The sequence below is a fragment of the Chitinophaga nivalis genome, from assembly GCF_025989125.1.
Taxonomy (GTDB): Bacteria; Bacteroidota; Bacteroidia; order Chitinophagales; family Chitinophagaceae; genus Chitinophaga; species Chitinophaga nivalis.
Map to the genome: position 1 here is coordinate 2,292,723 of NZ_JAPDNR010000001.1, position 25,504 is coordinate 2,318,226.

At 42.1% G+C, this 25,504-nt stretch carries 14 protein-coding genes; 13 read left to right on the forward strand and 1 reads right to left on the reverse strand.

Translation table 11 applies throughout. The annotated features are described in order from the left end of the window. Positions 1 to 3: 3 nt before the first annotated feature. From OL444_RS09450 to OL444_RS09490, 9 genes are all read left to right on the forward strand, one after another. Positions 4 to 1,113, forward strand: a complete 1,110-nt coding sequence (locus tag OL444_RS09450; protein WP_264733463.1) for a hypothetical protein — start codon at positions 4 to 6, stop codon at positions 1,111 to 1,113. Between the two features lie 34 nt (positions 1,114 to 1,147). Next, entirely contained in the window at positions 1,148 to 7,555 is a 6,408-nt protein-coding gene (locus OL444_RS09455; RefSeq protein ID WP_264733462.1) for a DUF5977 domain-containing protein, read from the forward strand. A 32-nt stretch (positions 7,556 to 7,587) separates the two neighbouring features. Next, on the forward strand, positions 7,588 to 8,814 hold the full coding sequence (locus OL444_RS09460; RefSeq protein WP_264733461.1) for a hypothetical protein: 1,227 nt from the start codon (positions 7,588 to 7,590) through the stop codon (positions 8,812 to 8,814). A gap of 13 nt (positions 8,815 to 8,827) precedes the next feature. Further along, the gene (locus OL444_RS09465) at positions 8,828 to 9,580 is read left to right on the forward strand and encodes a LolA3 family protein (RefSeq protein WP_264733460.1); all 753 of its coding nucleotides are present in this window, start codon (positions 8,828 to 8,830) and stop codon (positions 9,578 to 9,580) included. Between the two features lie 6 nt (positions 9,581 to 9,586). Further along, positions 9,587 to 18,328 (forward strand): RHS repeat domain-containing protein, encoded by an 8,742-nt coding sequence (locus OL444_RS09470; protein WP_264733459.1) that lies wholly within the window; start codon positions 9,587 to 9,589, stop codon positions 18,326 to 18,328. Further along, positions 18,325 to 18,660, forward strand: a complete 336-nt coding sequence (locus tag OL444_RS09475; RefSeq protein ID WP_264733458.1) for a hypothetical protein — start codon at positions 18,325 to 18,327, stop codon at positions 18,658 to 18,660. The genes OL444_RS09470 and OL444_RS09475 overlap by 4 nt, the downstream gene beginning before the upstream one ends. A 563-nt stretch (positions 18,661 to 19,223) precedes the next feature. Continuing rightward, positions 19,224 to 19,607, forward strand: a complete 384-nt coding sequence (locus OL444_RS09480; protein ID WP_264733457.1) for a hypothetical protein — start codon at positions 19,224 to 19,226, stop codon at positions 19,605 to 19,607. A gap of 131 nt (positions 19,608 to 19,738) precedes the next feature. Then, complete coding sequence (locus tag OL444_RS09485; protein ID WP_264733456.1) at positions 19,739 to 20,305, forward strand: hypothetical protein; 567 nt, start codon at positions 19,739 to 19,741, stop codon at positions 20,303 to 20,305. 900 nt (positions 20,306 to 21,205) lie between these two features. Beyond that, on the forward strand, positions 21,206 to 21,592 hold the full coding sequence (locus OL444_RS09490) for a hypothetical protein (protein WP_264733455.1): 387 nt from the start codon (positions 21,206 to 21,208) through the stop codon (positions 21,590 to 21,592). A 74-nt stretch (positions 21,593 to 21,666) separates the two neighbouring features. Here the strand turns inward: OL444_RS09490 and OL444_RS09495 are convergent, their stop codons facing one another. Continuing rightward, entirely contained in the window at positions 21,667 to 21,864 is a 198-nt protein-coding gene (locus OL444_RS09495) for a hypothetical protein (protein ID WP_264733454.1), read from the reverse strand. Between the two features lie 60 nt (positions 21,865 to 21,924). Between OL444_RS09495 and OL444_RS09500 the strand changes: the two genes are divergently transcribed. The 4 genes from OL444_RS09500 to OL444_RS09515 all read left to right on the forward strand — a co-directional run bounded on the left by OL444_RS09500 (position 21,925) and on the right by OL444_RS09515 (position 25,303). Next, positions 21,925 to 22,311 carry a hypothetical protein gene (locus OL444_RS09500; protein ID WP_264733453.1) on the forward strand — a complete coding sequence of 129 codons (387 nt, stop codon included), beginning with the start codon at positions 21,925 to 21,927 and terminating at the stop codon, positions 22,309 to 22,311. A gap of 886 nt (positions 22,312 to 23,197) precedes the next feature. Beyond that, complete coding sequence (locus OL444_RS09505) at positions 23,198 to 23,635, forward strand: hypothetical protein (protein WP_264733452.1); 438 nt, start codon at positions 23,198 to 23,200, stop codon at positions 23,633 to 23,635. 169 nt (positions 23,636 to 23,804) lie between these two features. Then, complete coding sequence (locus tag OL444_RS09510) at positions 23,805 to 24,296, forward strand: hypothetical protein (protein ID WP_264733451.1); 492 nt, start codon at positions 23,805 to 23,807, stop codon at positions 24,294 to 24,296. A 176-nt stretch (positions 24,297 to 24,472) separates the two neighbouring features. Further along, positions 24,473 to 25,303, forward strand: coding sequence for a hypothetical protein (locus OL444_RS09515; protein ID WP_264733450.1), 831 nt, complete (start codon positions 24,473 to 24,475; stop codon positions 25,301 to 25,303). Positions 25,304 to 25,504 lie beyond the last annotated feature (201 nt).

Here is a 25,504-nt window from a genome sequence, read left to right on the forward strand (position 1 = left end):
GATATGAAAAAGATAACAACCCTGTTCATGACCTTGCTGGCCTGCGTGCTGTATCCGGTGATAGCCGGTGCCCAGGTGAGTATGGCCGTACAACTGCCACCCGCCGGCGTTTTACAGAAAGCGCAGTTATGGAATATCATGTTGGTCAATGCGGCCACCCGTAACCTCGACGTACGCATTATGCTGCGTTTAACCGACGCCGTTAGTTCGGAAGCAATACTGACTGCTGTCTCAGGAAGTGTTACCCTGAGCACCGGCGGCCGGCAGCTGCAAGCTAAAGACGTCGCCCCGGTACAATACGAATACCTGTCGCCTGCCGCCGACCGGCGGGAAAATGGTTTATTGTCGCCCGGCAGTTATATCGCCTGCTACAGCGTCGTCATCGATGGAGATAAAACAGACCTGCCAGTCGCCGAAGATTGTATTCCTTTTACCGTAGAACCTGTGAGTCCGCCGTTATTAAACATGCCTTCGGATTCTGCAGTGCTGGAAACCCGGCTACCGCAGTTTACCTGGATACCACCAGCGCCCATCACGCAGTTTGCAGACCTCAACTATGAACTGATCGTAGCGGAAGTAAGAGAAAACCAGTCTGCCACGGAAGCCATTCAGCAGAATATACCGGTATACCGTGCCACCGGCTTGCGTAATATTTTCCTGGCCTATCCTTCTGGTGGTTACGCCCTGGATTCTTCCAAAACCTACGCCTGGATGGTGAATGCCAACAACGGCCGCCAGTTTGCCGCACAAACGGAAGTATGGACGTTTACCCTGAAAAAAAATATTTCCAATACACCGGATGGAAGTCCTTATATCCAGTTGAAACAGGAAGCCGATGGTGTTTTCAGCAACTGCGGTAACATCCTGAAATGTGCCTACAACAATGAAGCCGGGGAAGAAACGGTTAAATACGAAGTGATCAACCTGAGTAGCGGTAACGCCCGTATGTTTACCGGCTCCTTTACCCTGCAGCCTGGCAGCAACCTGCTGGAAGTGCCGCTGGATCACCATCGTGGCCTGAAATCCGATGTGAACTACTGCATCCTGTTACACAATGGAAGAGGAGAAACCTGGCGCCTGAACTTCCGGTACCATCCGGCTGAACAACAATAATATATATCCTATAGCTCATTTATAATTTACTTACATGATACTGGTACCTGTTGCCAAAGGAAAGAAAATGATTGCGTACGTCATGCTGTTGCTGATGTACTTTGAAACGGTGATACCTGCCTATGCCCTGGGAAAACCAGCCCGCATCGGGTATACACCGGTGCCCGATAAGAAGGTAGTTGCTCCTGTAAAGGCAGCAATGCCACCGGTTATACCGCCTGCTGCGCTTCCTGTGGCAGCTACCCTTGCAGATAATGATCCGGGTGGCCCTACACAACCGGAGATGCAGGGATTTCACTCTGTGAATAACGACAATATGGTGGACCTGTTCACCGGTGACTTCGCCTATAGTATTCCATTACTGGATGTAGGCGGTTACCCGCTTACACTGGGGTATAACAGCGGTATTTCCATGGACCAGGAAGCCAGCTGGGTAGGACTTGGCTGGACGCTGAATCCAGGTGCGATTACGCGGAATATGCGTGGGTTACCGGATGATTTCAATGGAACGGATGTGGTGACGAAGGAGTTGTCGATGAAAGATAACCAGACGATTGGCGCTACTACCGGGTTTGACCTGGAGATCCTGGGTACGCCCAAATTACGGGATGGTGGTTTCGGCGCATCTTTGGGAGTGGGAGCGAGTATAGGGGTTTTCAATAACACCTATCGTGGCTGGGGATTGGAAACCGCTATCAATGCAGGAATTAATGTGGGCAGTAAGAGCATGGGTTTTTTTACCAGTGGTTTATCACTGGCTAATAATTCACAGGAAGGCGTGACGTTGTCGCCATCGTTGGGTTATTCTATGCCGCATAAAGAAACAGCAGAAAAAGCAGCTTTGGGAGGTGTTTTTTCTATTTCATCCGGTTATAATACACGGGCGGGTATGAAAGCTTTGCAGTTTAATGCGGGGTTACGGCAATACAATAAGAATGTACAAAATACAACGGGAAAGGAGAGCTCCCTGATGGGAAGGAGTAACAGTTATACTTTTTCATCGGATATCTCCTATGCTTATCCCGGTTATACACCTGCTATTACCATTCCTTATTCAAGTTCGCTGTTAACCGTAAACCTACGGCTGGGATTTGAATACAAGACTGTAAGCCCCAGTTTTATGCTGAGCGGTTATGTTAGCAGGCAGACGATTCTGCCGAAAGATAGCTATGTGAAAATTCCGGCCTACGGTTATCTCAACTTCCAGAACGGAAGTAAGAATTTAAACGGTTTGATGGATTTTAACCGGGAGAAAGATGTGCCTTTCCGGGAGAAACCGGATATGACCAATATTGCGGTACCTGCATATACCTATGATGTGTTTTCTATTTCCGGAGAAGGAAATGGCGGTATGTTCCGGGCTTATAGAAACGATATTGGAAATGTGTTTGACCATGCTGTTACCACAAAAGACAACAGTACGCGTGCCGGGGGCGACCTGGGATATGGCGATGTATTGCATACCGGTGTAGATCTCAACTTTACCCGTTCCTATACAGAATCGGGTATGTGGACAACAGATAATCCATTATCCAGAATCATTGCCTTTCAGCATCCGCAAAAAGATTTTGAAGCCGTATATTTTAAAAACCCAGGAGAGAAGACGGTAGATCCCAAAGCATATTATGATGCGTTGGGAGGAGACGATCTGGTAGCTGCAAAGCTTTTTCAATGGGATCGTAATTCGCCGGTGATTAGCACCACCAATAGGTTGACCCGTTATGTTAACCAGGCGGCAGTGGGCGACGTAGTGTTGAACAGCAGCAATGCAAAGAATACACAACGGAGCAAACGTACGCAGGTGATTAGTTACCTCACAGCCAAAGAAGCCAGTGAGGCGGGGTTATCAAAATATATTGATAGCTACAAATACAACACGTATCGCCTGAATGTATGTGATAAGGAGATACCGGATGAGCTGGAGAATGCGCTACATGGCCTGAACGGGATGTATTATTATGACCGGGAGATGCATAACTATTGGGGTACCCGCGTAGATCCGGAGTTATACTATGAGGATGTAAAAATCTCCCGCAGACACTGGAATCGTTCCTGGCCGGATTCAGAACCCAGAGTGGGGGGGAAATTTTCTGCAAGATGGGAAGGGCGTTTAAGGGCGCCTATCAGTGGCAGATATGACCTGATGATACAGGCTGATGAGGGGGCCAGTTTAGAGCTGAATGGTAGAGAATTAATTACAGGGTATAATAATCCGGAGGGCAATTATGAAGGGTATAGTACTGTTTTCCTGGATGCCGGAAAAATGTACAACGTTCTTGTACATTACCGTAATGATGAGGCTGATTCCCGTATGCATTTGAAGTGGAAGTATGGTAACATGCAGGATTACGCCCCTATTCCCACCACCAATCTGTTTGCTTTACCACGGCCGGATTCCATCCTGATAGATAGTTTTATGACACGCGAACAACGGGTAAACAGTTACCGTAAACCGGATCATATTTCTGAAATCAATGTGTTGAATAATGATGGTCGCCGTTATGTATATGGTATACCGGTATATAACCTGGAGCAAAAAGAGGCCACTTTTTCTGTAGAAAAGAACAGTGCAGATGCCGCTTCAGGGCTGGCAGCCTATACCAGCGGAAAGCATGATCGCATTGGAAAAAATGATGTGGACAATGAAAGGTATTACAGCAGTGAAACCATTCCGGCTTATGCCCATACTTTTCTGCTGACCGGTATTCTTTCACCGGATTATGTGGATGTTAACGGAGATGGTATTACAGATGATGACCCGGGAGATGCCATTCGTTTTAATTATACTAAAGTAGCAGGTATCAATAATCCTTATAAATGGCGGACACCTTATAATGAGAAAGCCAACTATAATGAAGGATTAAAAACAGACTACCGCGATGATAAAGGCAGTTATGTAACCGGGAAAAAAGAATTGTGGTATCTCAACTCGGTAGAATCTAAAAACATGATTGCCGTTTTCAGACTAGGAGACCGGAAAGATTTGTTGCAGATAGATTCCATAGGTGTTAAATCACAGGGCGGCGCCAAAAGGCTGGAGTTGATAGACTTGTATACCAAGGCAGATTTCCTGCAGAAAGGTACCAAGGCTACCCCCATAAAGACGGTGCACTTCGAATACACACATGAATTGTGCATGGGTATCAATGGTAAAATCAGTACGCTTGACAGTGGCAAGCTAACTTTGAAAAGGGTTTGGTTTTCCTATAATGGTAATAACAAAGGCAGAAAGAATGCCTATGTGTTTAACTACAACGCTAAAAACCCGGTGTATCATACGCAGCATTATGACCGGTGGGGTAACTATAAAGATCCGGCGCAAAATCCTAGAGGCGCGGGTACTGCCATTATTAATAATGCGGATTACCCCTATGCCTTACAGGACAGCACAGCGGCTGCTGTTAATGCTGCTGCCTGGACATTGGATTCTATTGTATTGCCTTCCGGTGGCCGCGTGAAAGTGACCTATGAAAGTGATGATTATGCTTATGTGCAAAACAAACGGGCCATGCAGTTTTTCCCCATTGCAGGATTTGCTGCCAAGGTACCTGCATCTAAAGCAGATCTCTCCAGTAATTTGTATATCGATAATCAGGATCACTTGTATGTGGCGATTGATGTACCGGTAGCTGTTAACTCCCGCGAGGAAATTTATACCCGGTACCTGGAAGGTATCACGGGGATTACTTTCCGTTTGAATGTGATGATGCCGAGAGATAAATACGGTGGTGGTGGAGAAGCAGTGCCCTGCTATGCCAAAATAGATGAAGGCGTGGATAATTACGGCGTTTTTAATAATGGTAAAACCATTTGGGTGAAGCTGATGGCGATTGATAAAAATGGTAATCCGGGTGGCAGTTATAGCCCGCTTACAAAGGCAGCCATGCAGTTTTTACGCCTCAACCTTCCTTCAAAGGCCTATCCCGGATCAGATGTGACCGATAGCGTAGACCTGTTAGCAGGGGTGAGTATCCTGATAGGGATGGCGGGCAACATTGTGAATAGCTTACGTTCTTTTGATGCTACCTGCCGGAGTCAGGACTGGGTGCAGAAAGTAGACCTTAACCGCAGCTATATCCGGTTGAATAGTCCTGCGTTTAAAAAGTATGGTGGCGGCTTGCGGGTGAAACGTATTGTTACCTGGGATAACTGGAATAGTATGACTGGCCAGAAAGAAGCCCGGTATGGTCAGGAATATATCTATACAACCACGCGAAAAGTGAATGACCAGGATATTCTTATCAGTAGTGGTGTTGCGAGTTATGAACCTGTATTGGGTGGTGAAGAAAACCCATTCCGGGTACCGGTAGCCTACAGAACGCAGGTAGCTGCCCTGGCGCCTGTAACCATGGGGTATACCGAAGAACCACTGGGAGAAGGTTTCTTCCCGGCGCCATCTGTTGGTTACAGTAAGGTACGCGTGAGGTCCATCAACACCACGAACACCCGTTCTGCTCCCGGATACGATGAAACCTGTTTTTACACAGCCTACGATTTTCCCACTATTACAGAACGGACCATTATAGGCGGAGATACCCATAAACGTTTCAAACCGGGTCTGACCAATTTCCTGCGCATTAATGCCAAACATTTTTTAGCCGTATCACAGGGCTTTAAAATTGAGTTGAATGACATGCACGGTAAATTGAAATCAAAGGCATCCTATGGGGAAGCTAATCCGACAGTATGGATTAATAAAACCGAACATTTTTACCGGGTGGATGATCAGCAGGCCACGTTTAAACATCTTAACAATGATGTATTGACGCTGGATGCCAAAGGACAAGTGAATGAGCAGGCTTCTATTGGCAAGGAAATAGAACTGATGACCGACATGCGGCAGCAACGTTCCCTTACCAATGGATTAAACCTCAGTATAAACTGCGACATATTTACTTTTGCCTGGCCACCTGTGATGGCCATTCCTACCGTCATTCACATGGCGCAGCGGGAGGAAAATATTTTCCGTTCTATTGCTGTCACCAAATTGATTAACCGGCATGGTATATTGGATAGCATCGTGGTGAATGATAAGGGTAGCAGAGTAACTACCCGCAATCTTTTGTATGATGGAGAAACCGGAGAAGTAGTACTGACCAGCACCCAGAATGAATATAACGATCCTATATACAACTTTACCTATCCGGCCGGATGGGTATATGATGGTATGAGCGGCGCCTATAAAAATATCAATGTACTCCTGCAGCATTTGGATATTAAAGGCGGTAAAATCATCAATGGGTTACCAACAGGAGAGGAAAATAAATATTGTTATCCTGGCGACGAAATATTGATTTATAGCCACAACCAGGTAGGAGGGGAGGATTGTAACCAGGAAATTGCCACTTTCGCTTCAGCTGGGAAAATCTGGGCGGTAGACAAAAATGTAATGACTGGTGGCGCACCGGATATCTACTTTATGGATAAGTATGGCGTGCCTTATGGTGGTAATGATGTCACCTTAAAAATCATCCGTTCCGGCAGACGGAACGTATCTGCTTCTGCAGGTGGTGTTACGATGTTGAAGTCCCCTTTACTCAAACAGGCCAATAACAAATACACCTTCGATATCAATAACGGAAATGGTATTATCAGTGCTGCAGCCAACGAGTTTAAACAGCTGTGGCATGTCACCGACAGAAACCGTGCTGTCACATCCCCTGCTTTATTCGGTAATGATGAAGTTGGGCGTTATTTCACGAAAGACTGCGGACCTGGTAACTATAGTACCCTGGTATTATACAGAGTGCCAGCCGGCACATATACCGCACCTACCCGCGATGGGGCCAACAGAAAAGCAGAGGCAGATATGGCACAAAACGGACCAAAGCTTGCGCGGGACAGTGCCGTATGCTACTATGGTAATACGCGGCAGGCAAAGACGTTTAAACGGAACGATTGTCCGGAAGGAACCTATGTGGACTACATAGTAGAAGCCAATAAACATTATGCTACTTCCGTGGCTGCTGCTAATGCTTTGGCGTTGAGGGAAATTGATAGCCTGGGGCAGAAAAATGCCAATGAAAAAGGAAACTGCGGATATCTGTATGCAAAAGTAACTGTGCTGCATACGACTACTAAAAATGATTACACGCCTTCTGATATTATCAATACCCGCTTTGGTAATGTGGTGGTGTCTTTCTATAAGGATGAAGCCTGCACCTTACCTTTCAATGTAACCAATCAAAAATTCCTGCTGGTGGATAGTATTTATACCCGCAGTGTGATGGAGGGAAATGAGTCTACCTCTGGCTCATTGCAAACCGTGAAGGAATATAGCTGTACCGGCACTTCAATAATGGTGTTGGAGAATGTGGAAGTCGAGTATGAACGGCGTTACCGGGAATGGGATAGTCATGGTAATGAAGTACCACAGCGGAGTTACAATATCGACCGTCATCGGTATTATTTACGGCCATCCAATGATTTCATTATTAAATAAACTTGTTGATGATGTCTATAATAAAAAGAAAAATGAAGCATAGTACATTATTAACCTGGTTGTTACTGATCGCAGGGGGGGAGGTAATTGCAGCTGGCAGAGCCGAAATGATCCGGCCGGATACTTCGGGTAACTGTTATAGTGCAGTGACTGAAGTAAGTGTTAATCCCTATGTATACAGTATTGCCGGTAACTGGCGGCTGAGTCGTTCTTATGCTTACTACGGCAGTCGTTCAGAAAGTGCTGCCATCACAACAACGGATATACGTAAAAATGGTACGCTGTCGGCCTACGCATCTTTCTGGTCGCAGACAAATGGCGTCTGGAAGCCTTCTACCGATACTACCCGCTGGGTATGGAATGCAGAAAGTACACTTTTTAACAGTAAAGGTTTTGAAATAGAAAACCGGGATCCGTTGGGGCGTTATAATGCCGGGTTGTATGGTTATGATCATGTGTTACCGGTAGCAGTTATTCAGAACAGCCGTTACCGCGAATCCTATTATGATGGTTTTGAAGACTATAATTTTGGCAAGAATGTGTGCGATCCTGCCTGTGCGGTAGGACGTGGCTTTGGTTATACAAAGTATGCAGCATCTATAACTACAGCCGCTGCGCATACCGGTAAGTACAGCCTTTGGATAGATAAGGGAACGAGTGCTGATGTCAGCGCTTCCCTGGTCTCCAAAGATGAGAAGCAGGTAATATTGAATGTACCTACGGTCAATAATAATTGCCCGCCACAGCCGGCATTTACCTTGCTAAGGGGAATTATGGCAGATTCAACTATCCTGTTACCGACATTTTCGCCCTTGAATAATACCCGGCTACTGATCAGTGGCTGGGTAAAAGAAGAGCAGAACTGTAACTGTATCTCCTATACGAAAAGCAGTATCGTGATTACCGCCGGCAGTACCACCAGTACGGCTGCTCCGGTAGGATACATCATTGATGGCTGGCAACGGTATGAAGCGGTGATCAACGTACCGGCTACCGGTAGTTTATTGAAGATTTCATTGCGGGCCAGTGGCGATACACCGGTATTCTTTGATGATATCCGGATACACCCCTTTAATGCCAACATGAAATCCTTCGTATATGATCCGGTATTCCTGCGGTTGATGGCGGAACTGGACGAAAATAACTATGCCACCTTCTATGAATACGATGATGATGGTACCCTGATCCGGTTAAAGAAAGAAACGGAAAGAGGTATTAAAACAATCCGTGAAACCAGAAGTGCTTTAATAAAAGATTAGTGATCCCTATACTATGAAGAAGAAAATATTTTTATTGTGTTTTGGGTTGCTGGCGTTATGTGTCATTACACAGGCACAGGTAGCCGGGGATTTCCCTGGAAAGCAGGCAGCGCTGCACCTGTTTACCCGCCTGCAGGAGAGCAGCTATCGGCAAGCCATCAGCTTTGATGTAAAATACACCTATGCAAATGAGTCGAGGCCGGACATATTACTGGATTCGCTGGAAGGTAATATGCAGCAATCCGGCAGTTATTTTCGTTGTGTACTGGGTGCAACAGAAACCTTTGGTAATAACCGTTACAATGTAGCTGCTTTTACAGAAGACCAGCTCTTGTACATTGCTGCCGCAACGCCTGACTCCCTCCGTCCATCACCGCTATCCTATATTTCCCAGGCATTGCAGCAATCGGGCATACAGCAATGTGTGATGACACAGCAAAAAGCCTTGAAAACAGCCCGGTTTACGTTCCCGGACAATCAATCTTTTAAGTTCATGGAAATGACCGTGGATACCACTACCTGGCAGTTACAACGGATTATCATGACCGTTAAAACGGAAATGCTGGTTAGTAATGGGATGCGACCAGGTGCAGGTTATGATGACTATGCACTGGTGATCATGACGTTTATGCATTACACGCCATTGACGGCGGAGCAACGACGTTTTGATGAGCAGGCCTATTTTAATAAGGTAGGGAAAGAATTTAAGCCAGCCGGGAGATTCGCTGGTTATCAGGTATACATTGGTTCCCCCCAACTTCAATAATAAATTATGTATCGTATTCTTAAAAATATAATTATTCCTGTACTGCTGTTGGTTTCCGCACTGGCTACTGCACAGACGGGGATTACCCTGAAAAACAGACTGGAAGGCAGTAGTAATCAGTTGGTAGCTAATGCCAGTATTACTGTACTGGACAGTGTTTATATCGGGGCTAATCAAAATAAACTGGTATTACCTTATCCGGTAAAAAACATCGTTACCTTCCGGGTGAATGAGTATGCAAAGGCTTTTCTACCCAATGCATTTAATGCGACCATCAATGTATTGATCAAATATAAATACCGGGATGCTGGTGGGACGGTAAAAGAAAGTACCATCCCCCGAACTTTGAAGGTCGACAGTGATACTGCCAAAGCTTACCAGGCAAGGTCCTCTTTCGTGTTCAGTAATTGTCAGGAGGTAACCGTGACGGTACAAAATATCACGGTATCTGTTCCCGGTGCTATCGCGGCATTGGTGTTGGAGAATGAAATGAGTATACAGCCAACCTATAAGCTGGATGCAGTGGCAGATGCTGTGCGGAATGTAAAAGATGCCATACCGGTTAATACAGACGGAACAGACGAAAGAGCAATAACCTGGAATGCGGTTACCGGTGCTGATGAATATGACCTGGAATGGGCGTATGTGGATTCTTCTGTGATCAGCAGTTATCAGAATAATGCTTCCCTGATATTTACCAATAATGCCAGCCGTGTAACCGTAAAGGGTACCCAATATCGTATTCCACTATTATACGATAACGGAGGCGTTTTATATTACCGGGTACGTGCAGTGTTGGCGCGGGGAAAAAAGGCGCGTTGGAATACCATCTGGAGTAATGAAGTGGCAGGCGTAACCTTGAATGGGTATGCGTTTCCCGGACACCAGCGTAAGCTGAACTGGCAGTCTTCCGTCAGTTTTGCAGAAGACGGCAAGCGGAAAGCCGTGGTCCAATACTTCGATGGTAGTTTGCGTAACCGGCAGACTGTGACGAAAGATAATGTAACCGATACCACCGTCATTGCAGAAACCTACTACGATTACCAGGGGCGGCCCGCGGTACAGGTAATGCCGGCTCCTTCTCTCAGTAATATTATCCGGTATACCCGTAATTTCAATACCGGTCTCAATAATGTGGAGTATGACAAAGACAATTATGACCGGCTGACGAATATAAACACTTCTTTATCCGTACATGCAAATCCGTTAGACAGTGCCAGTGGGGCCAGTATGTATTATTCTTCCCGGAACCCGAAGAGTAATGACGAGATACATCGTTTTGTTCCTGCTGCTTCGGGATATCCGCTGACAGAAACAGAATATACCCAGGACAATACCGGCCGGATCAGCCGGCAGAGCGGGGTGGGCCCAGATCATCAGCTGGGTAGCGGACATGAAACAAAATATTCCTATGGAGATGTATCGCAAAGTGAGCTGGATATCATCTTTGGTACCGAAGCGGGTGATCAGTCACATTACTTCCGTAATACTGTAACAGATGCCAACGGACAGGTGAGTGTGAGTTATGTAGATATGCACGGAAGAACGGTGGCTACAGCATTGGCGGGTTCTCCGGACAATGCAGGTCTGGCAGACTTGTCGGATCGTAAGCTGGATACGGTAGAGAGTGAAATCAGTGGTGCAGGTAAAAAAAATACATGGGATGAACTAGTGGCAGTATCCCGGAAAACAGAGCAGGTGGATACCCGCAATACGTACGATTTCCGTTATCTCTTCACCCCTCCCGTATTACGCCGGAAGCCCTGCGTAGGAGATACTGCTACGGTATGTTATGCGGGTATGTATGAACTGGTGATTACCATCACGGATAATGTGAATAATCAGTTGTTACCGAATGGTGTACCTTATGTGAAGACCATCAAAAATTATACGCCAGGCAGTATTGTTCCCAATTGTAATCCTACGCCTATCCAGGTAAATTTTTCACTGGAGCTAAAAAAGGGTACCTATGAAATTACCAAAACCCTGCGTGTCAGCCGGGAAGGAATGGAGTATTACCGGGATAATATCTACCGTAAAAGAAATGCCTGTAAAACCCTGGAGCAATTTATTCAGCAGCAGCGGGATGCCTATTCGGGTATTGGTTGTGCAACTGACTGTCAGGCCTGCCTGACCAGTATTGGTACCTATCCGGTATACCGGGATAATTATCTGCAGCGGGCGGGATTAACAGCAGCTACGGATTCCGTTACCTATAAGGAAGAAATAACACGGGCATATGCGAAAGCAGTAGAAAACTGTGATGTACTTTGTAATAAAGCTACACTGGCAGATGATCTGAGAAATGCCATGCTGGCGGATGTTACAGCGCCATCGGGCCAGTATGCTGACCTGGCGGATGATAGTACGGGTCAATCTTTCCTTTATCGTTCAAAGGGAGAGGAGCCGGTTTACACGAGGGGAGATATATTTTATGTAGATGAATTGGGAAGACCGGATTCTGCGTATGATGCCACCAGGAATGCTTATGTGGTACCTCAGCTATTGTCGGCGGCACAGTTTAGCGAAAACTTCAAACCCTCCTGGGCAGAAGCATTGCTGCAGTTTCACCCGGAGTATTGCAAGTGGAAAGAGTATGAGAAATATAGATCCAGTTTTGAGTGGGATAAACGATTTGCAGCTATCGATACGTACTCCGAAGCTTTGGCTGCCGGCTATCTGAATCCTACCCTGATGGCGGGATATACCGGCAAATACGGTGGGGTACCTGCTAATGTGGACCCTTTTACCACTGCAGCCGGCAATAATTTTAAAGGGCTGGTGGAAAGTGTCATGAACACTTACAAAGATGGGTTGAGCATCTGGACACTGGCATTCAGCAGTACCTTATGTCTGGCGCAGGATGTTAATTGCATGCAGAGTTTCAGTAAGCCGCTGGATATCAATACAAGTGCCTACTGTACGGGAGATCTGAATATGGTTTGGCGGAACTTCCGGGAGTTATACCTCAGTCTGAAGCGAAATTATATTCAAACAAGGATTGAATATGTTCCTTGTAAGGTAGCGCTGAAGGAACTGATGGCTGCAAACAAACAATCTCACTTTCTTCATCCGGAGAAAGCCTTCGAGCTGTATAGAAATGAGCATGATTATAAGAATACGTCCGTTGATAGTGCAAGGAAATTTGCGCAGGATGCATTAGTGAATGAATATAAAAAGAATTGCAAGAGTTATGTACAGGCCTGGATTAATCAATTAAAGACCTGTGACGCTTATAAAAATGATTTAAATAATATTACGGATACGCTGAAAATGATCTGCCTGGAAGGTGCAGATCAGGATCATACTTTCGGCGCCAGTTCTGTAAAGCCTTCCAGCACCTTTAAATACAAAAGCTTTGATGAATTCCTGAGTAGTTATAACCGGAATAAAGGCATTGCGACATCGGCAATGTGTAATAACAGTTTAATTACCTTACCGGCGCCTTACAACCGGCAACCGGCCTATGCGGATAAAGAAACCTTTACCAAACCATCTGATTGCGAATGCGAAAAAATCAGTAACCTGAAAAGGGAGTATACGGCAAACAAAAGCTCCGCGTTGGAAACATTCTCGGCCTACCTGTTGCGGGCAAGAAAGATCAAGGTTACCCAGGAGGTGCTGGATCTGTTGCAGGGTGCCTGTAATCCATATGGTAGCTGTACCTATCTGGAAAAGGCCGTGCCTATTCCGGCGGCATTACAGTGTTACACAGATAACTGTGTTACCTGCAAGGTGGCCGACAGTCTTTATAATCAATATAAAGCCCTGTATCCAACGTTGTTGCCAAAGTATCCGGCGCCAGATACCACGCAGCAACAAATCAACCGACTGTTTACGAATTACATGAACAGCCGGTTAGGTATTAATAAGGATGGTAATGAATACCTGCAGTTTTTGTCGGGATGTAATGCGAGCAGTATGGCCAGTACCGGCCCTGAATGCCAGACAAAACAGTCTGCCACTGCCTATGATGTGAACAGCGGTACAGGAGGACGGTCAACCTTTTATGGCATGGATATCAACGATATCCTGCGTACGCCGGATGGTGGTTTTCTGATGGCAGGTTCTTGCCGTAATATAAACTCGACAAGGAGAGACAAGGGCTATATCTTAAAAACAGATAGTGTTGGTAATGCACAGTGGGGACGCTCCTATGATGCCGGAGATGGAGAAGAATACTTCAATAAAATAAAAGCGACCTATGATGGTGGTTACATTCTGGCAGGACGCAGCTCTTCGAAGCTGGAACTAAATATCAGTAGCCCCTGGGCAGGACTGATTGTAAAGATCCGGGCGGATGGTACTGTTCATTGGAGTCGGGTAGTGAGTGCCGGAAGTACAAATGGGGAAGATATACGTGATGTTGTCGCTTTGAATGGCGGCGGTTTTGCCTATGCCGGTAGCCATAATTTGCAAAGTGGTGTCGATGTGGATTGGCTGATGGGGGTATTGGAGGATAATGGCGTGCCACGATGGGCCAAAAAGTTTGGTACCAGTTCTAACGCTGAAATGGGATATAACCTGATACAGAAACCTGACCAAAATCTGCTGCTGGCGGGTTTACTATATTATAAAGGCCTGTTCAGCCCTGCTTTGGTGAGCGTGGATGTCGCTACAGGTAGTACCATCAGTAAAACACATTATTACAGGGAACAAAAAAATGGCAACGTCCTGCATAATGATATTGTGGGTGTTTATAGAATATTGGGAGGATATCGTCTGGTGATGATGCAGTCAGATAATATCGACGGTGCTCACAGAGAGGCGGTTGTATTGGATTTAAATGATGCGGGTTATGTGTTGTCCGGTATTGGTTTGCCACATGAGGCAGGTGCGAATTTAAGTAGCCTGGTGGTTACACCAACTTTGGATCGTGGTTTGTTAATGGCCCCACATTATACCGGTTCTCTTATTAACAATCAGATTTATCGTTTGAATAGCAATAAAAGACTGGTTGTCGGCACCGGTAAACAGGGGGCCCCCTTCCCAGGAGACCGGATCACCGGCCTAGCGATCAACCCGGATGGTACCATTGTTACTTCCTGTATCATGGGAATGCCGGCATTTGCGCGCTACACGGCAGCCGCAAAATCTACCTGTAACAATGTTGCCTTAAGTCTGGATAATATTGGGGCGGAGTATATCCGTAATACCAATACAGGGACTGAGGTGAACAACATGTTAAGTAGTATTGTCATGCCTGCGTTTCTGGTAGTAGATAGCAGCTTACCCAAAAATATCGTGCGGGGTTGTGGTATCACGACCTGTAATCCACCTGTTAATAGTGGTCCGTTATTATGCAGTACACCGGTTATATTCGAAGATGCCGGCACGAGCGAGGTTAGTCCATGTAATGACAAAGAGGTATTTGCCGTTAATACAGGTACTGCCTACTATAATAACTACAAAGATTCATTAGATAACAGCTTCGAAAAAGATTACCTGGACGCCTGCATCAAAGCGGTAGACCAGGAACGTTTCACGATGAAGCGGCTGGTAGGAGAATACCAGTATACCCTCTACTATTACGATCAGGCAGGTAACCTGGTGAAAACCATTCCACCGAAAGGAGTTGTCATAGATCGTAGTCCGGTATGGCTGGATGCGGTGAAAGCTGCCCGTGCAGCCAATACCGCTAAACTGCCACAACATACGCTGGCTACCCAGTACCGGTATAACTCCCTCAACCAGGTAGTGATACAAACATCACCGGATGGAGGTACTACCCGTTTCTGGTATGATCGCCTGGGACGCCTGTCCGCTTCCCAGAATGAACAGCAGGCTCCATCTGCCTATAGCTATACGCTATACGATGACCTGGGCCGTATCACTGAAGTCGGAGAAATCCGCACGACGGAAATGATGAACGACGACATCAGCCGCAGCGCCGTAAAACTGCAGCAGTGGATTGTGAATGCCGGCAAAGCCCGTACGCAGATTACCCGTACCGTTTACGACTCGCCATATACACCTTGCGCCATACTGATGTATGGCAACAACGTTCGCAACAGGGTCGCCTATAGTGTTGTATATGATAACATCACAGCTGCTGATACTGCCGGTTATATCAGCGGTACCTTCTATAGCTATGATATCCACGGGAACGTAGATACATTGTTGCAGGACTTTAAAGTGGGTGCCATGGACAAATGGGTGAACCGCTTTAAACGTATCACCTATGATTATGACCTCATCAGCGGAAAAGTAAACCAGGTCAATTATCAACCCGGTAACAAAGATGCCGTCTACCACCGCTACAGCTATGATGCAGAAAACCGTATCACCAACGTAGAAACAAGCTATGACAGCATTTACTGGGAAAAAGATGCCTTCTACCAATACTATAAACATGGTCCATTAGCCAGAGCTGTTATCGGGCAGCAACAGGTACAGGGTATCGATTATGCCTATACGTTGCAAGGCTGGCTGAAAGGTGTCAACAGTAGCACAGCCACCAGCAATTTCGATATGGGCAGTGACGGGAAATCCGGTGCTACAGTTGCCACCGACGCCTATGGTTTTACCTTGCATTACTCCGGCGACAAGGAATACCGGCCGGTAAATGCAGCGATGAAGCCATTTGCGGCGATTGGTACTGCTACTGCTTTCAAACCGTTGTATAACGGCAACATTGCAGCTATGAGCAACCAACTGCCAGCTATCGGAGAGCCACTCCTCTATATGTACAGTTATGATGTACTGAACCGGCTGGTAGGCATGGATGCCCACCGTAATTTCAACACCACCACCAATACCTGGACACCTACCGGTATCAATGATTTCCGGGAACGTATCGCTTATGATGGCAACGGGAACATTTTAAAATACCTGCGCCACGGTAACAACACCTTCGCCGGCAAACCGCTGGTGATGGACAGCTTAACTTACAACTACGAAGCCAGAAACAACCGGTTGAACTACATCCAGGATGCCGTTAATAACGGTGACTATGGCGCGGATATTGACCGGCAGTCTGCCAATAACTACGTGTATGATAAAATCGGTAACATCATCCGCGATAGGGCTTCCGGCATCGACTCCATCGCCTGGACGGTATATGGTAAGATCAGACAAATCCGTAAAAGCAACGGTACCGTCATCGACTATACGTACGATGTAGCCGGTAATCGTATCAGCAAGTCCGTTAACGGCGTCAAAACCTGGTATGTCAGAGATGCTACCGGCAACGTTATGGGCGTATATGCGGTAGATGATAAAACTGTTCAAAAAGATGGCTGGGCTACCCTGGTAGAATCCCACCTGTATGGTAGCAGCCGGCTCGGTATGAGTACCCGCCAGGTAGTGGCGGATACCTTTCCTGTTCCTATTGTAGATACTGTCGGTATTAAGGGCGGCTATAACCTTGCCTTCATCAGAGGTAATAAAACCTTTGAACTCAGTAATCACCTGGGTAACGTATTAGCTACCGTATCCGATCGCAAACGTCCTGTTTCTACAAACGGCACCACCATCGACCACTACGATCCGGTTATCACCAGTACCCAGGAATACTATCCTTTTGGCTCGCTGATGCCAGGCCGCGGTGGCTACCTGGGACAAGGCGGCTGGTCTTCCGGTGGCGAAACCGTGAACGGTTATCCGGTACCGACCTCCTTAACGGTCAATAGCCGCAGCAATAACCAACCACCAGAATATGTTGCTTCTGAATACATTGAATTTATACCAGGTTTTGATAGTAATAATGAGGCATTTGATGCTTATATTGCAGATGGGAATTATACTGGCGGAGCAGGGAGTGGGAGTGCGGTTAATGGAACTTCTGGTTATAGGTATGGGTTTAATGGGAAGGAGAATGATGCGGAGGTGAAGGGTGATGGAAATCAGCAGGATTATGGGATGAGGATATATGATCCGAGAGTGGGGAGGTTTTTGAGTGTGGATCCGATTACTAAGCAGTATCCTGAATTAACGCCGTATCAGTTTGCAAGTAATAGCCCTGTTCTTGGAGTCGATTTCGATGGTTTGGAATTTCTTAATTATAATGATCAACCAAGATTTCTTAAGATAAAAGGTGGGCAAGTGAATTTATCAACTTTTTCAGCGACGGGGGCTGCGGCTGTAGTTGTTGGAAAAGCAGCTACGGAACTAGGAGGGAAAATGGCAGTGAATTCTGCAGGTAAACTTGTGGTGATACAAAGTAGTAGATCTCTTTTAGGAGGAGTGCTTTTAACTGTAGCATTGACTTTGTTGCCGCAAAAAATGGGTAATCCTGAAGGTAGCCCAGCATGGATAGAGGCAAGGAAAATAAAAATTTCAAGCTCATTTAAGAGTTATGTAGATGATGTCGGAGAGACCTATACTGCTATTCGGACAGATGAGGCATTGAGGCGCATATCAAGTAGAAGTATACTACAAACTGAAGTTTGGGCAGCTGATAAAAAAGATCAGGAGGTTATATTGTATAGGGGGGTACATGCTAAGCATGACGACTTACCCAATGCTAAGCGTGGTATGGCCGTTCCTTGGGGATTAAAAGGGGGACACAATGACCCAATTAGACATAATGAAGATCAAAACTTCAGTATATTTACTTCTTGGACTATATCTGAGAAAGAGGCAATTAAATGGGCTAATGAGCGTGGATCAGGAGGGGTACTATTGAAGAAGTCGTTTAAGATTTCACGGGTTGTTCCTTCTCCTGATCGATTTGATGAAAAAGAAGTACTCGTTCCTGGCATAGTAACAGGAGCAGCAGTTTTACCACCAAAATTACCGGCCAAATGATAGATGAAGTAAGATTATTGCAAATTAGAAACCTGCTTGCATTAAGCAATAAGAATTTAGAGAAGAAATTTTTTATTAATTACAACTCTTTGGAGTATCATTGGTTTGAAATAGAACGAGACCAGTTTTTATTTGTCTTTAAACGAAGGTTAAAAAATAGTGAGATGAAAAAAGAGACTATAAGAGGGCTAAAACAAATCATCTCTTCTTTTGAGTTGTCAGGAGATGAGTTGATTTCATCGAATACGATATCCACAGGTGATTCTGATTTAATAATTTACTCAAATATTAACATCACAGTGTTATTTGGAGTATTAGAATTTGAACATTGAATTATGTATTTAAGCATTATTGAGGGAAATTTATTTAATTGAAAATATTGCTGAACTCTAAATTGAAAAGAGGTTATCTTCAAAGTAAGATAACCTCTTTTGGCAAGCAATAATAGTTGGGGTATGTATAGTATAATCCCTGCCGCAGAAAATAAATAAGGAAATAACTTACTATTTTGTAGAAGTTAAATTTAGAGTAGGAGAGGTGTGATTATTGGTGATAAAGTAGAAATAGTCAGTAAAGTTAAAGGTTATGATATCTGCTTTGAAAGGCTAAGAGAGTATTCTTAGATCTTCTCTTAAAATAGTAACGTTTTTACTAATTTTTTCCCGTCATTTTTAGCTTTTTGATGTGTCGATAGTAATTGAATTTTATTACTGGATGGCCTATAGATATGGATTAAAGGGACGGAGAATTATAATGAAGTGGGAAGGAGACGGATTTTGATATGTATTCAGGTTTCGGTTTTTTGCAATTACTATAATAACATTAGGTAAACAGCAGTTCCTGAAGGACAAAAAGGTGATAAAACTGTAACTGCCAATAACGATAAAGAGGTACTATGAAAATGAAAAATATGATAATATTTAGAGTTGTGATAGCATTATCATTTTGGTGTTTTGTCGGATGTAGGGACTCTTCATCTGATGGTGTAGTTTTGGCTGAAGAATATTGTAATTGCATGGAAAGTAATCATGCTAATGTTGATTATTATAATGCGAGAATTTTATGTGATAGTAAATTTGCTATAGAGAATAGATACTTTAGGATTAATTATATTGAATCACTTTATGGAAATGGATATATGGGGACTTTAGATAAAAAGACCGTAGATAGTGTTAATGAATTTACTTATAGATTTACAATGTATGTGAGTAAACACTGCCCCTCGGTATATAACTCAGATTCTATAAGGAATGAATATTTGAAGAAATTGAGAAAATAATTGTATTAATATAAAACCCGATCGTAGATCGGGTTTTATATTCGGATAGTACCTTCTTAATATTTAAAATCAGATATAATCAATGCCCCTTATGTTCAATCTCATGTTCAATCACAATCACATTAATCTTTATGAATTTACAATTTACTATCCAAACATGTGGTTATATAACAGCAGAGTTTGAAATGACTGATAGAAAAATTAAAATTGGTCACAGTTCTACATATGGTGATAAATTCCAAGAATTGTTGAATGGTCTTTTTATTATTTATAATAGTAGTAAAGAGGGCGATAGTGATTTTTTTTCATATACTTTTGAGGTTAAATGGTATGATGACCGTGTTAATTACTCTTGGATTCTTACATCTACAGCATTAGGTTCAGAAATAGAGATTAAAATTCATGAGCTATCACCAGTTGATCCATGTTACAATGTTGAGCTATTAAAATCGCATATCTCGTTTAAAGATTTATTTAATGCTATATATCTTTCATTAAACAGAATGTTGAAGGATTTTGGGTTTATTGGATATAAAAATAATTGGGACGTTGGGGATTTTCCAGTATATGAATATCTCAAATTGAAATCAGATAAATACAATTTGAAATTGTATAAAGAAGATGGTATAGAGAGTGATGATTGGAAGAGTAAGATATCGATAGAAGATGAAATGAATCTTGTTTTACTTGATCAATGATCTTATCGTTACAAAGAAAAATATGATTTAGTATAGTTGATGGATGAGGCGATGGTATTTGAAATGATGATTTTGTATGGGTTTAATGAGGTAGAAAATGATGTGGATCTGAATGATAGAGAATGGGGAACTAGTGCTGAGTCAGAAACTATATGTAAGACATACATAGTGTCTTGCTTGTCAATGTAAAGTGGAGATAATAAGCCAAAAATGCATAAGGTGAATTGTAGTCAAATATCGTTGTTTGGGTGTGTATTCCTAGTATCATGTCTAGATCCTTTTCTAGAAAAAAGAAAACATATAGTTGATGATTATTATTTGTTGAGAAGTGACGAGAGGCGTACCCTCTTTTCCAAAGATGTCGGAGGGAATAACTCTTTAACATTACTTGAAAAAGAGGTAATAGAAGTGGTTTACTTGGACTCAGTAATATATTTGAAAGCGATAAGTAATTTTAATGCTATAGATACGACATATTACCTTTATCATATAGATACCTCATTAGAGCCGTCTATATCATCAAGGGTATTGTACGAAGAGATGAGATTGAAAATATCCGACGTTAAGGGAAGGATAGTAGATGGCCTTAATTTACAATAAATTTTATGCTTACTACAGAGTGGCAAACATTCCAATAATTTTCTTTAAAGTAGGGGGAATTATGAATCTATTAATTAACTTTAAACGTATTAATAGTTTAAACAGAAAACCCGGTACCTGACCGGGTTTTCTGTTTGTGCAAATGCTCTTTTAGTTATGGTGTTCTGTATAAGCTATCTGTAGTATATAAAGATGGCAGAATCTGTAGAGAAGAGTATGAAATAAAACGATATCAGAGTCTTTAGAGATCTTAAGAGTTTAATAGAATATGTAACTCCTAAACAGAAATGAGAAATTTATATGAATGATGCGTTTTTAATAACTGACTCAACATTTAAATTATCAGATTTTAAGCGTTACACCGAAGGTGCCATTAAGTTTGATGATCTAAATGAATTTGAAATAGAATATAACATTCCTGAACAGCATAAAACCTATTTTTCTGTTTCAAAGGATAACAGCATTTTTGATATGATGGATCCCTTTGAGCAAGAAAAGGTTATTTCTGAATTTTCTGAATTTAATATATTTACTTGCCTTTTTTATGATTTTCGTTATCTACAAACATTAGTAGCCTCTATTCCACCTGATAGAAAGGTTATTATTGATAATGATCATGGAAAACTTTTGAAGCGGGAAGATTTTTTAAAATTTAACTCATACGAAGAGTTTGCCAAGTGGCCATAGACATTTATGGGTAGATTGTTATTTAGAATATACTCACTAAACGACAGAGCCCCGACAGTGAAGGGCTCTGTCGTTTAGCGAGTATAAGTTTGTTTAGTTTTAGTATCCCTGATAAAAGCAATAATGCGCAGTAATGCAGTTTTATCTTCACCTGGCAACGTCTCAATCTCTTTAAAATACTGGATAACTTCTGCATCATACAGGGCGGCATTGGCTTTATCGGTAGTACTACCGTATAATAAATAATCTACTGAGGTATCGAGAGCTGACAAACTACTTTAATCTGGTGGAAGGTTTAGGACATTTTTTAATACAAAAATTACAATACCTTAATGAGACTTATTGGATTTATAAAGGAATATGAGGAAAATCTTGGAGGTGCCTTATTTGAAGAAATACAAGAAGCAAGCGTTAATGATCCGGAATTGATAAATAAAATAATAGCCTACTTAGATAAAGGTAAACTAGTAATGGCGTGGATGGGATATTTTATGGATCTGAAGACCAAGGATTACATTTTGCCTCATGATTATCGTACTGATGGCATATGGATATGGCCATCATATTTTCCATATTATCTTCGATTTTATCCCAATTACAAACTTGACAAGGAGTTTGTAGATTATTTAATTGAGAAGGATTTTCTTTTGGAGACAAAAAAGAAAATAAATGTAAGGGAGTTAGAAAATGAACTTATAAAGAAAATGAGCCAATCTTGATAATTAATGAATTTTAGAATAGGATAAATATTGAGAGGCTGTATCAAAAGTGATTTCCACTGGATTTTATTCAGATACCTAATGGAATTTTTTTTTTGTATATACGATCCTGAAGGCACTCCAATTATTTTCGATGTAGCTTCTTGTTATTTAAAAATGGCTTGTGGTTAATGTTTGGTGGTGGATGTATTGAAGAGAGAATAAATACATTGTTTGGTTAGTTTATAGGAGTCCGGTAACCTCATTAAGCCACTTCATTATTTTAGAGTACTTTTGAGATGTAATACTTATTGTTTTTTACTTGATTAATTTTAAAGTCCCAAAGTAATGAAAACTCAGTAACACCTCAATCTATTTGAGTTAGGATGCAGGGTAAGTTGTTTTACAACCAATTAATAACCAAATGATAGATGAAATAAGGCTATTACAGATTAGGAGTTTACTCGCACTTAGTAATAAGAAATTGGAAGAGAAATATTTTAATAATTGCGATTCTTTGGCGTATCATTGGTTTGAGATAAATCGAGACCAATTCTTATTCGTTTTTAAGAGAAGATTAGAAAACGAAGAAATGAGAGACGAAACCAAAAGGAGGTTAAAGCACATTGTCTCATCTTTTGAATTGTCGGGTGATAAATCAATTTTATCGAATACAATATCCATAGCTAATTCTGATTTAATAGTATACTCAAATGTTGATGTTATGGCATTGTTTGGAATGTTAGAGTTTGAACACTAGGGAGATATGCTGATCTTTATAACTAATAGGGTTCCGAGTTGAATAAAGTGAAGATTCAAGTTTTAAATAATGAGGTGAGAATTCTTGGTGAAACAAGAGCTAGCTAGATAACTGAATATTTACAGGATTTGTACGGATTTTATACGTGTGTCCCAAGTAATTCATCCAAAAGATACAAAAGAAGACATGATTGATTTGACGAGCTATTTTAATGAAGCTTTTGCTAAACTAAATAAATTTCATAAAGAAAGATGGATCGATTCACTGTATATTTATGCGGATGCATGTAACCTTGATATTATGTGGGATGAGGAGGATATATGGATTGATTTAATTGTTGATTCAAAGAAAATGATAGTTGCTTGCAGCGATTTTCCACTGTTCTTTATTCAGAGACAGTTTATGCCAATAACATTTACTAATCACTTTACGGATTTAGGAGTAGAAGTAGTTATCGATGATTGGTGTAAACCTATGTATAGTATTAATTTGAATGCACTTATCAATCAAATAATTGAGTGGAGAACTACAGTTGTTAGCCCTGCTGAGTACTGTATAAATGACTTTATCTATGCGACACATTAAGTTAAAAATTACTTATTTGCGATTATAACCCATGAGAGAGAACTGATAGATAAAAGGATTTAATTGCTGGCTTTGAGTTGTTTTCTTAAGATAGTAAATTAAGGTAATAAAACTGTAGGTATAGAAATTAATGTAATATCTGATAAGCCAGCCTTTTAACTAAATCAGAATGAGATTTTTCTATTTGACTGTATTATTGATTTTAGGTTTTGAGCAGTATACTCAAGCTCAAGAAATGGATATAGATTCTCTTTTGAAATCGATAACCTGCGACTGTGATGAGAATGGCGGAATTGATCCTGTCTTAATAAAGGTAGCAGAACCGGCGCAGTTCATAGGAGGCGACAGTTTGTTTCGGGCCTATTTGTCAAAAGAGTTGGCTCCTACGCTTACAGCTAACGATATGAATAGGCATATTATTGAAATCACTTTTAGTATTGATACTATCGGTAAAGTCAAACTACCAATCAACATGATGTGGAAAACTTCGGTTGGCAACAGGCTGAATACGGCTATTCGTAAGGCTATCCTGAATATGCCGCTTTGGCAACCCAAAGTTGCTTTGAGCAGTAATAGAAGACGAGATAGTTTTCATGCGTTAATAATGGTGCTCTACGGGAAAAATGTTGCCATTGATTATCGTGACCATATTTGGAAATGAATCTCCGTGTAGATGCCATAATTACTTATACGGGCGGTTATGTGCCTTGGTAGTATTACAAAAAATGTGTCATAGAGATTAAAGAATAAGTTTTAATCGTTCGCTAAATATATCCCAAGATCCTCATCCCAATTCGGTTGCCTGGAGACGAGATGGAAAAAATAATACTGTAAGACATGAAATACCAAAGTATAAATCAGACTGATTTAATCCTTAAGTCAATAGTAATTGGATTGATCGCATTTACCCTGACAGCATGTAAGGAAAAACGTACAAGGGTTCCATTTTGCAGTTTTGAACAACTAAGCAACGGAGTTTCCACAAAAGTTGACAACGAGTTATTGGTAAGTCCAGTTTTGTTAAAGACCGACTATTGGGATCTTCCTCAAAAAGATACTTTTTTATCTTTCAAAACGTGGAGGATCAATGATCAATATAAGGTAGAACATAAAGCTCCTACTTATAGCCTGAGGTTATTTAAAGAAGACGTTAGTGATACATTTATTGTCAATAATCAAAAGTTTGATGTTAATAAAATTGTTGGAAAGCCAATTGTTGCCATAATCAAAAGTATTTCGCATTATCGTCAGAATGGTGATAGCTATTTAATATTAAAGGTTGTAAATGGAGGCTCAGGAAGGATTTTGTTTTGTAATCTTTTGGTATTTAATATTACAGATAGTAATAATGTAGTCTGTCTAAATGAAACATCAGGCATTTCTGGTGAAACTTGGATGGTAAAAGAGAACCTTATAACTGATTTAGATAAAAATAGAATCTTGGAATTGAATTTAGTAGATTCATTGAAAATCAGATCCTATCATCTTTTGAAAGATGCTTTAATCAGATCCGATAGATATTTGTCTTTCAAACAGACTGGAGACTTACAATACTGTATTGATATTAAGGATGCTAACTGGTATTTTGACATTAGAAGCAGCATGTACAAAGACAGTTGTAATTTTAATTTCGATGAGGATTTACCAGGATTGAGTTATGATAAGTGAGTTGGCTGCCAATTTTTATTGCTGATAAAGTAGTGTAGAAAGGTTGATGTGGACATAAACGACAACCTGATGGCGCCGCACCACAAAACGCCGTCCTTCATACCCATTTAGCAAGCTGATGACCACAATGCCTACCGATCACTATCTCAGTCCGGTCTGACTTTTGTTTGCTGTTTTATAGCGTCATACATACTGCGCTGT

Bases quoted from the DNA above. Each gene is read 5' to 3' on its own strand.
- OL444_RS09450 (WP_264733463.1), top strand. From the start codon at position 4: ATGAAAAAGATAACAACCCTGTTCATGACCTTGCTGGCCTGCGTGCTG.
- OL444_RS09510 (WP_264733451.1), top strand. From the start codon at position 23,805: ATGAGATTTTTCTATTTGACTGTATTATTGATTTTAGGTTTTGAGCAG.
- OL444_RS09465 (WP_264733460.1), top strand. From the start codon at position 8,828: ATGAAGAAGAAAATATTTTTATTGTGTTTTGGGTTGCTGGCGTTATGT.
- OL444_RS09470 (WP_264733459.1), top strand. From the start codon at position 9,587: ATGTATCGTATTCTTAAAAATATAATTATTCCTGTACTGCTGTTGGTT.
- OL444_RS09490 (WP_264733455.1), top strand. From the start codon at position 21,206: ATGAATGATGCGTTTTTAATAACTGACTCAACATTTAAATTATCAGAT.
- OL444_RS09500 (WP_264733453.1), top strand. From the start codon at position 21,925: ATGAGACTTATTGGATTTATAAAGGAATATGAGGAAAATCTTGGAGGT.
- OL444_RS09455 (WP_264733462.1), top strand. From the start codon at position 1,148: ATGATACTGGTACCTGTTGCCAAAGGAAAGAAAATGATTGCGTACGTC.
- OL444_RS09480 (WP_264733457.1), top strand. From the start codon at position 19,224: ATGAAAATGAAAAATATGATAATATTTAGAGTTGTGATAGCATTATCA.
- OL444_RS09515 (WP_264733450.1), top strand. From the start codon at position 24,473: ATGAAATACCAAAGTATAAATCAGACTGATTTAATCCTTAAGTCAATA.
- OL444_RS09475 (WP_264733458.1), top strand. From the start codon at position 18,325: ATGATAGATGAAGTAAGATTATTGCAAATTAGAAACCTGCTTGCATTA.
- OL444_RS09485 (WP_264733456.1), top strand. From the start codon at position 19,739: ATGAATTTACAATTTACTATCCAAACATGTGGTTATATAACAGCAGAG.
- OL444_RS09460 (WP_264733461.1), top strand. From the start codon at position 7,588: ATGAAGCATAGTACATTATTAACCTGGTTGTTACTGATCGCAGGGGGG.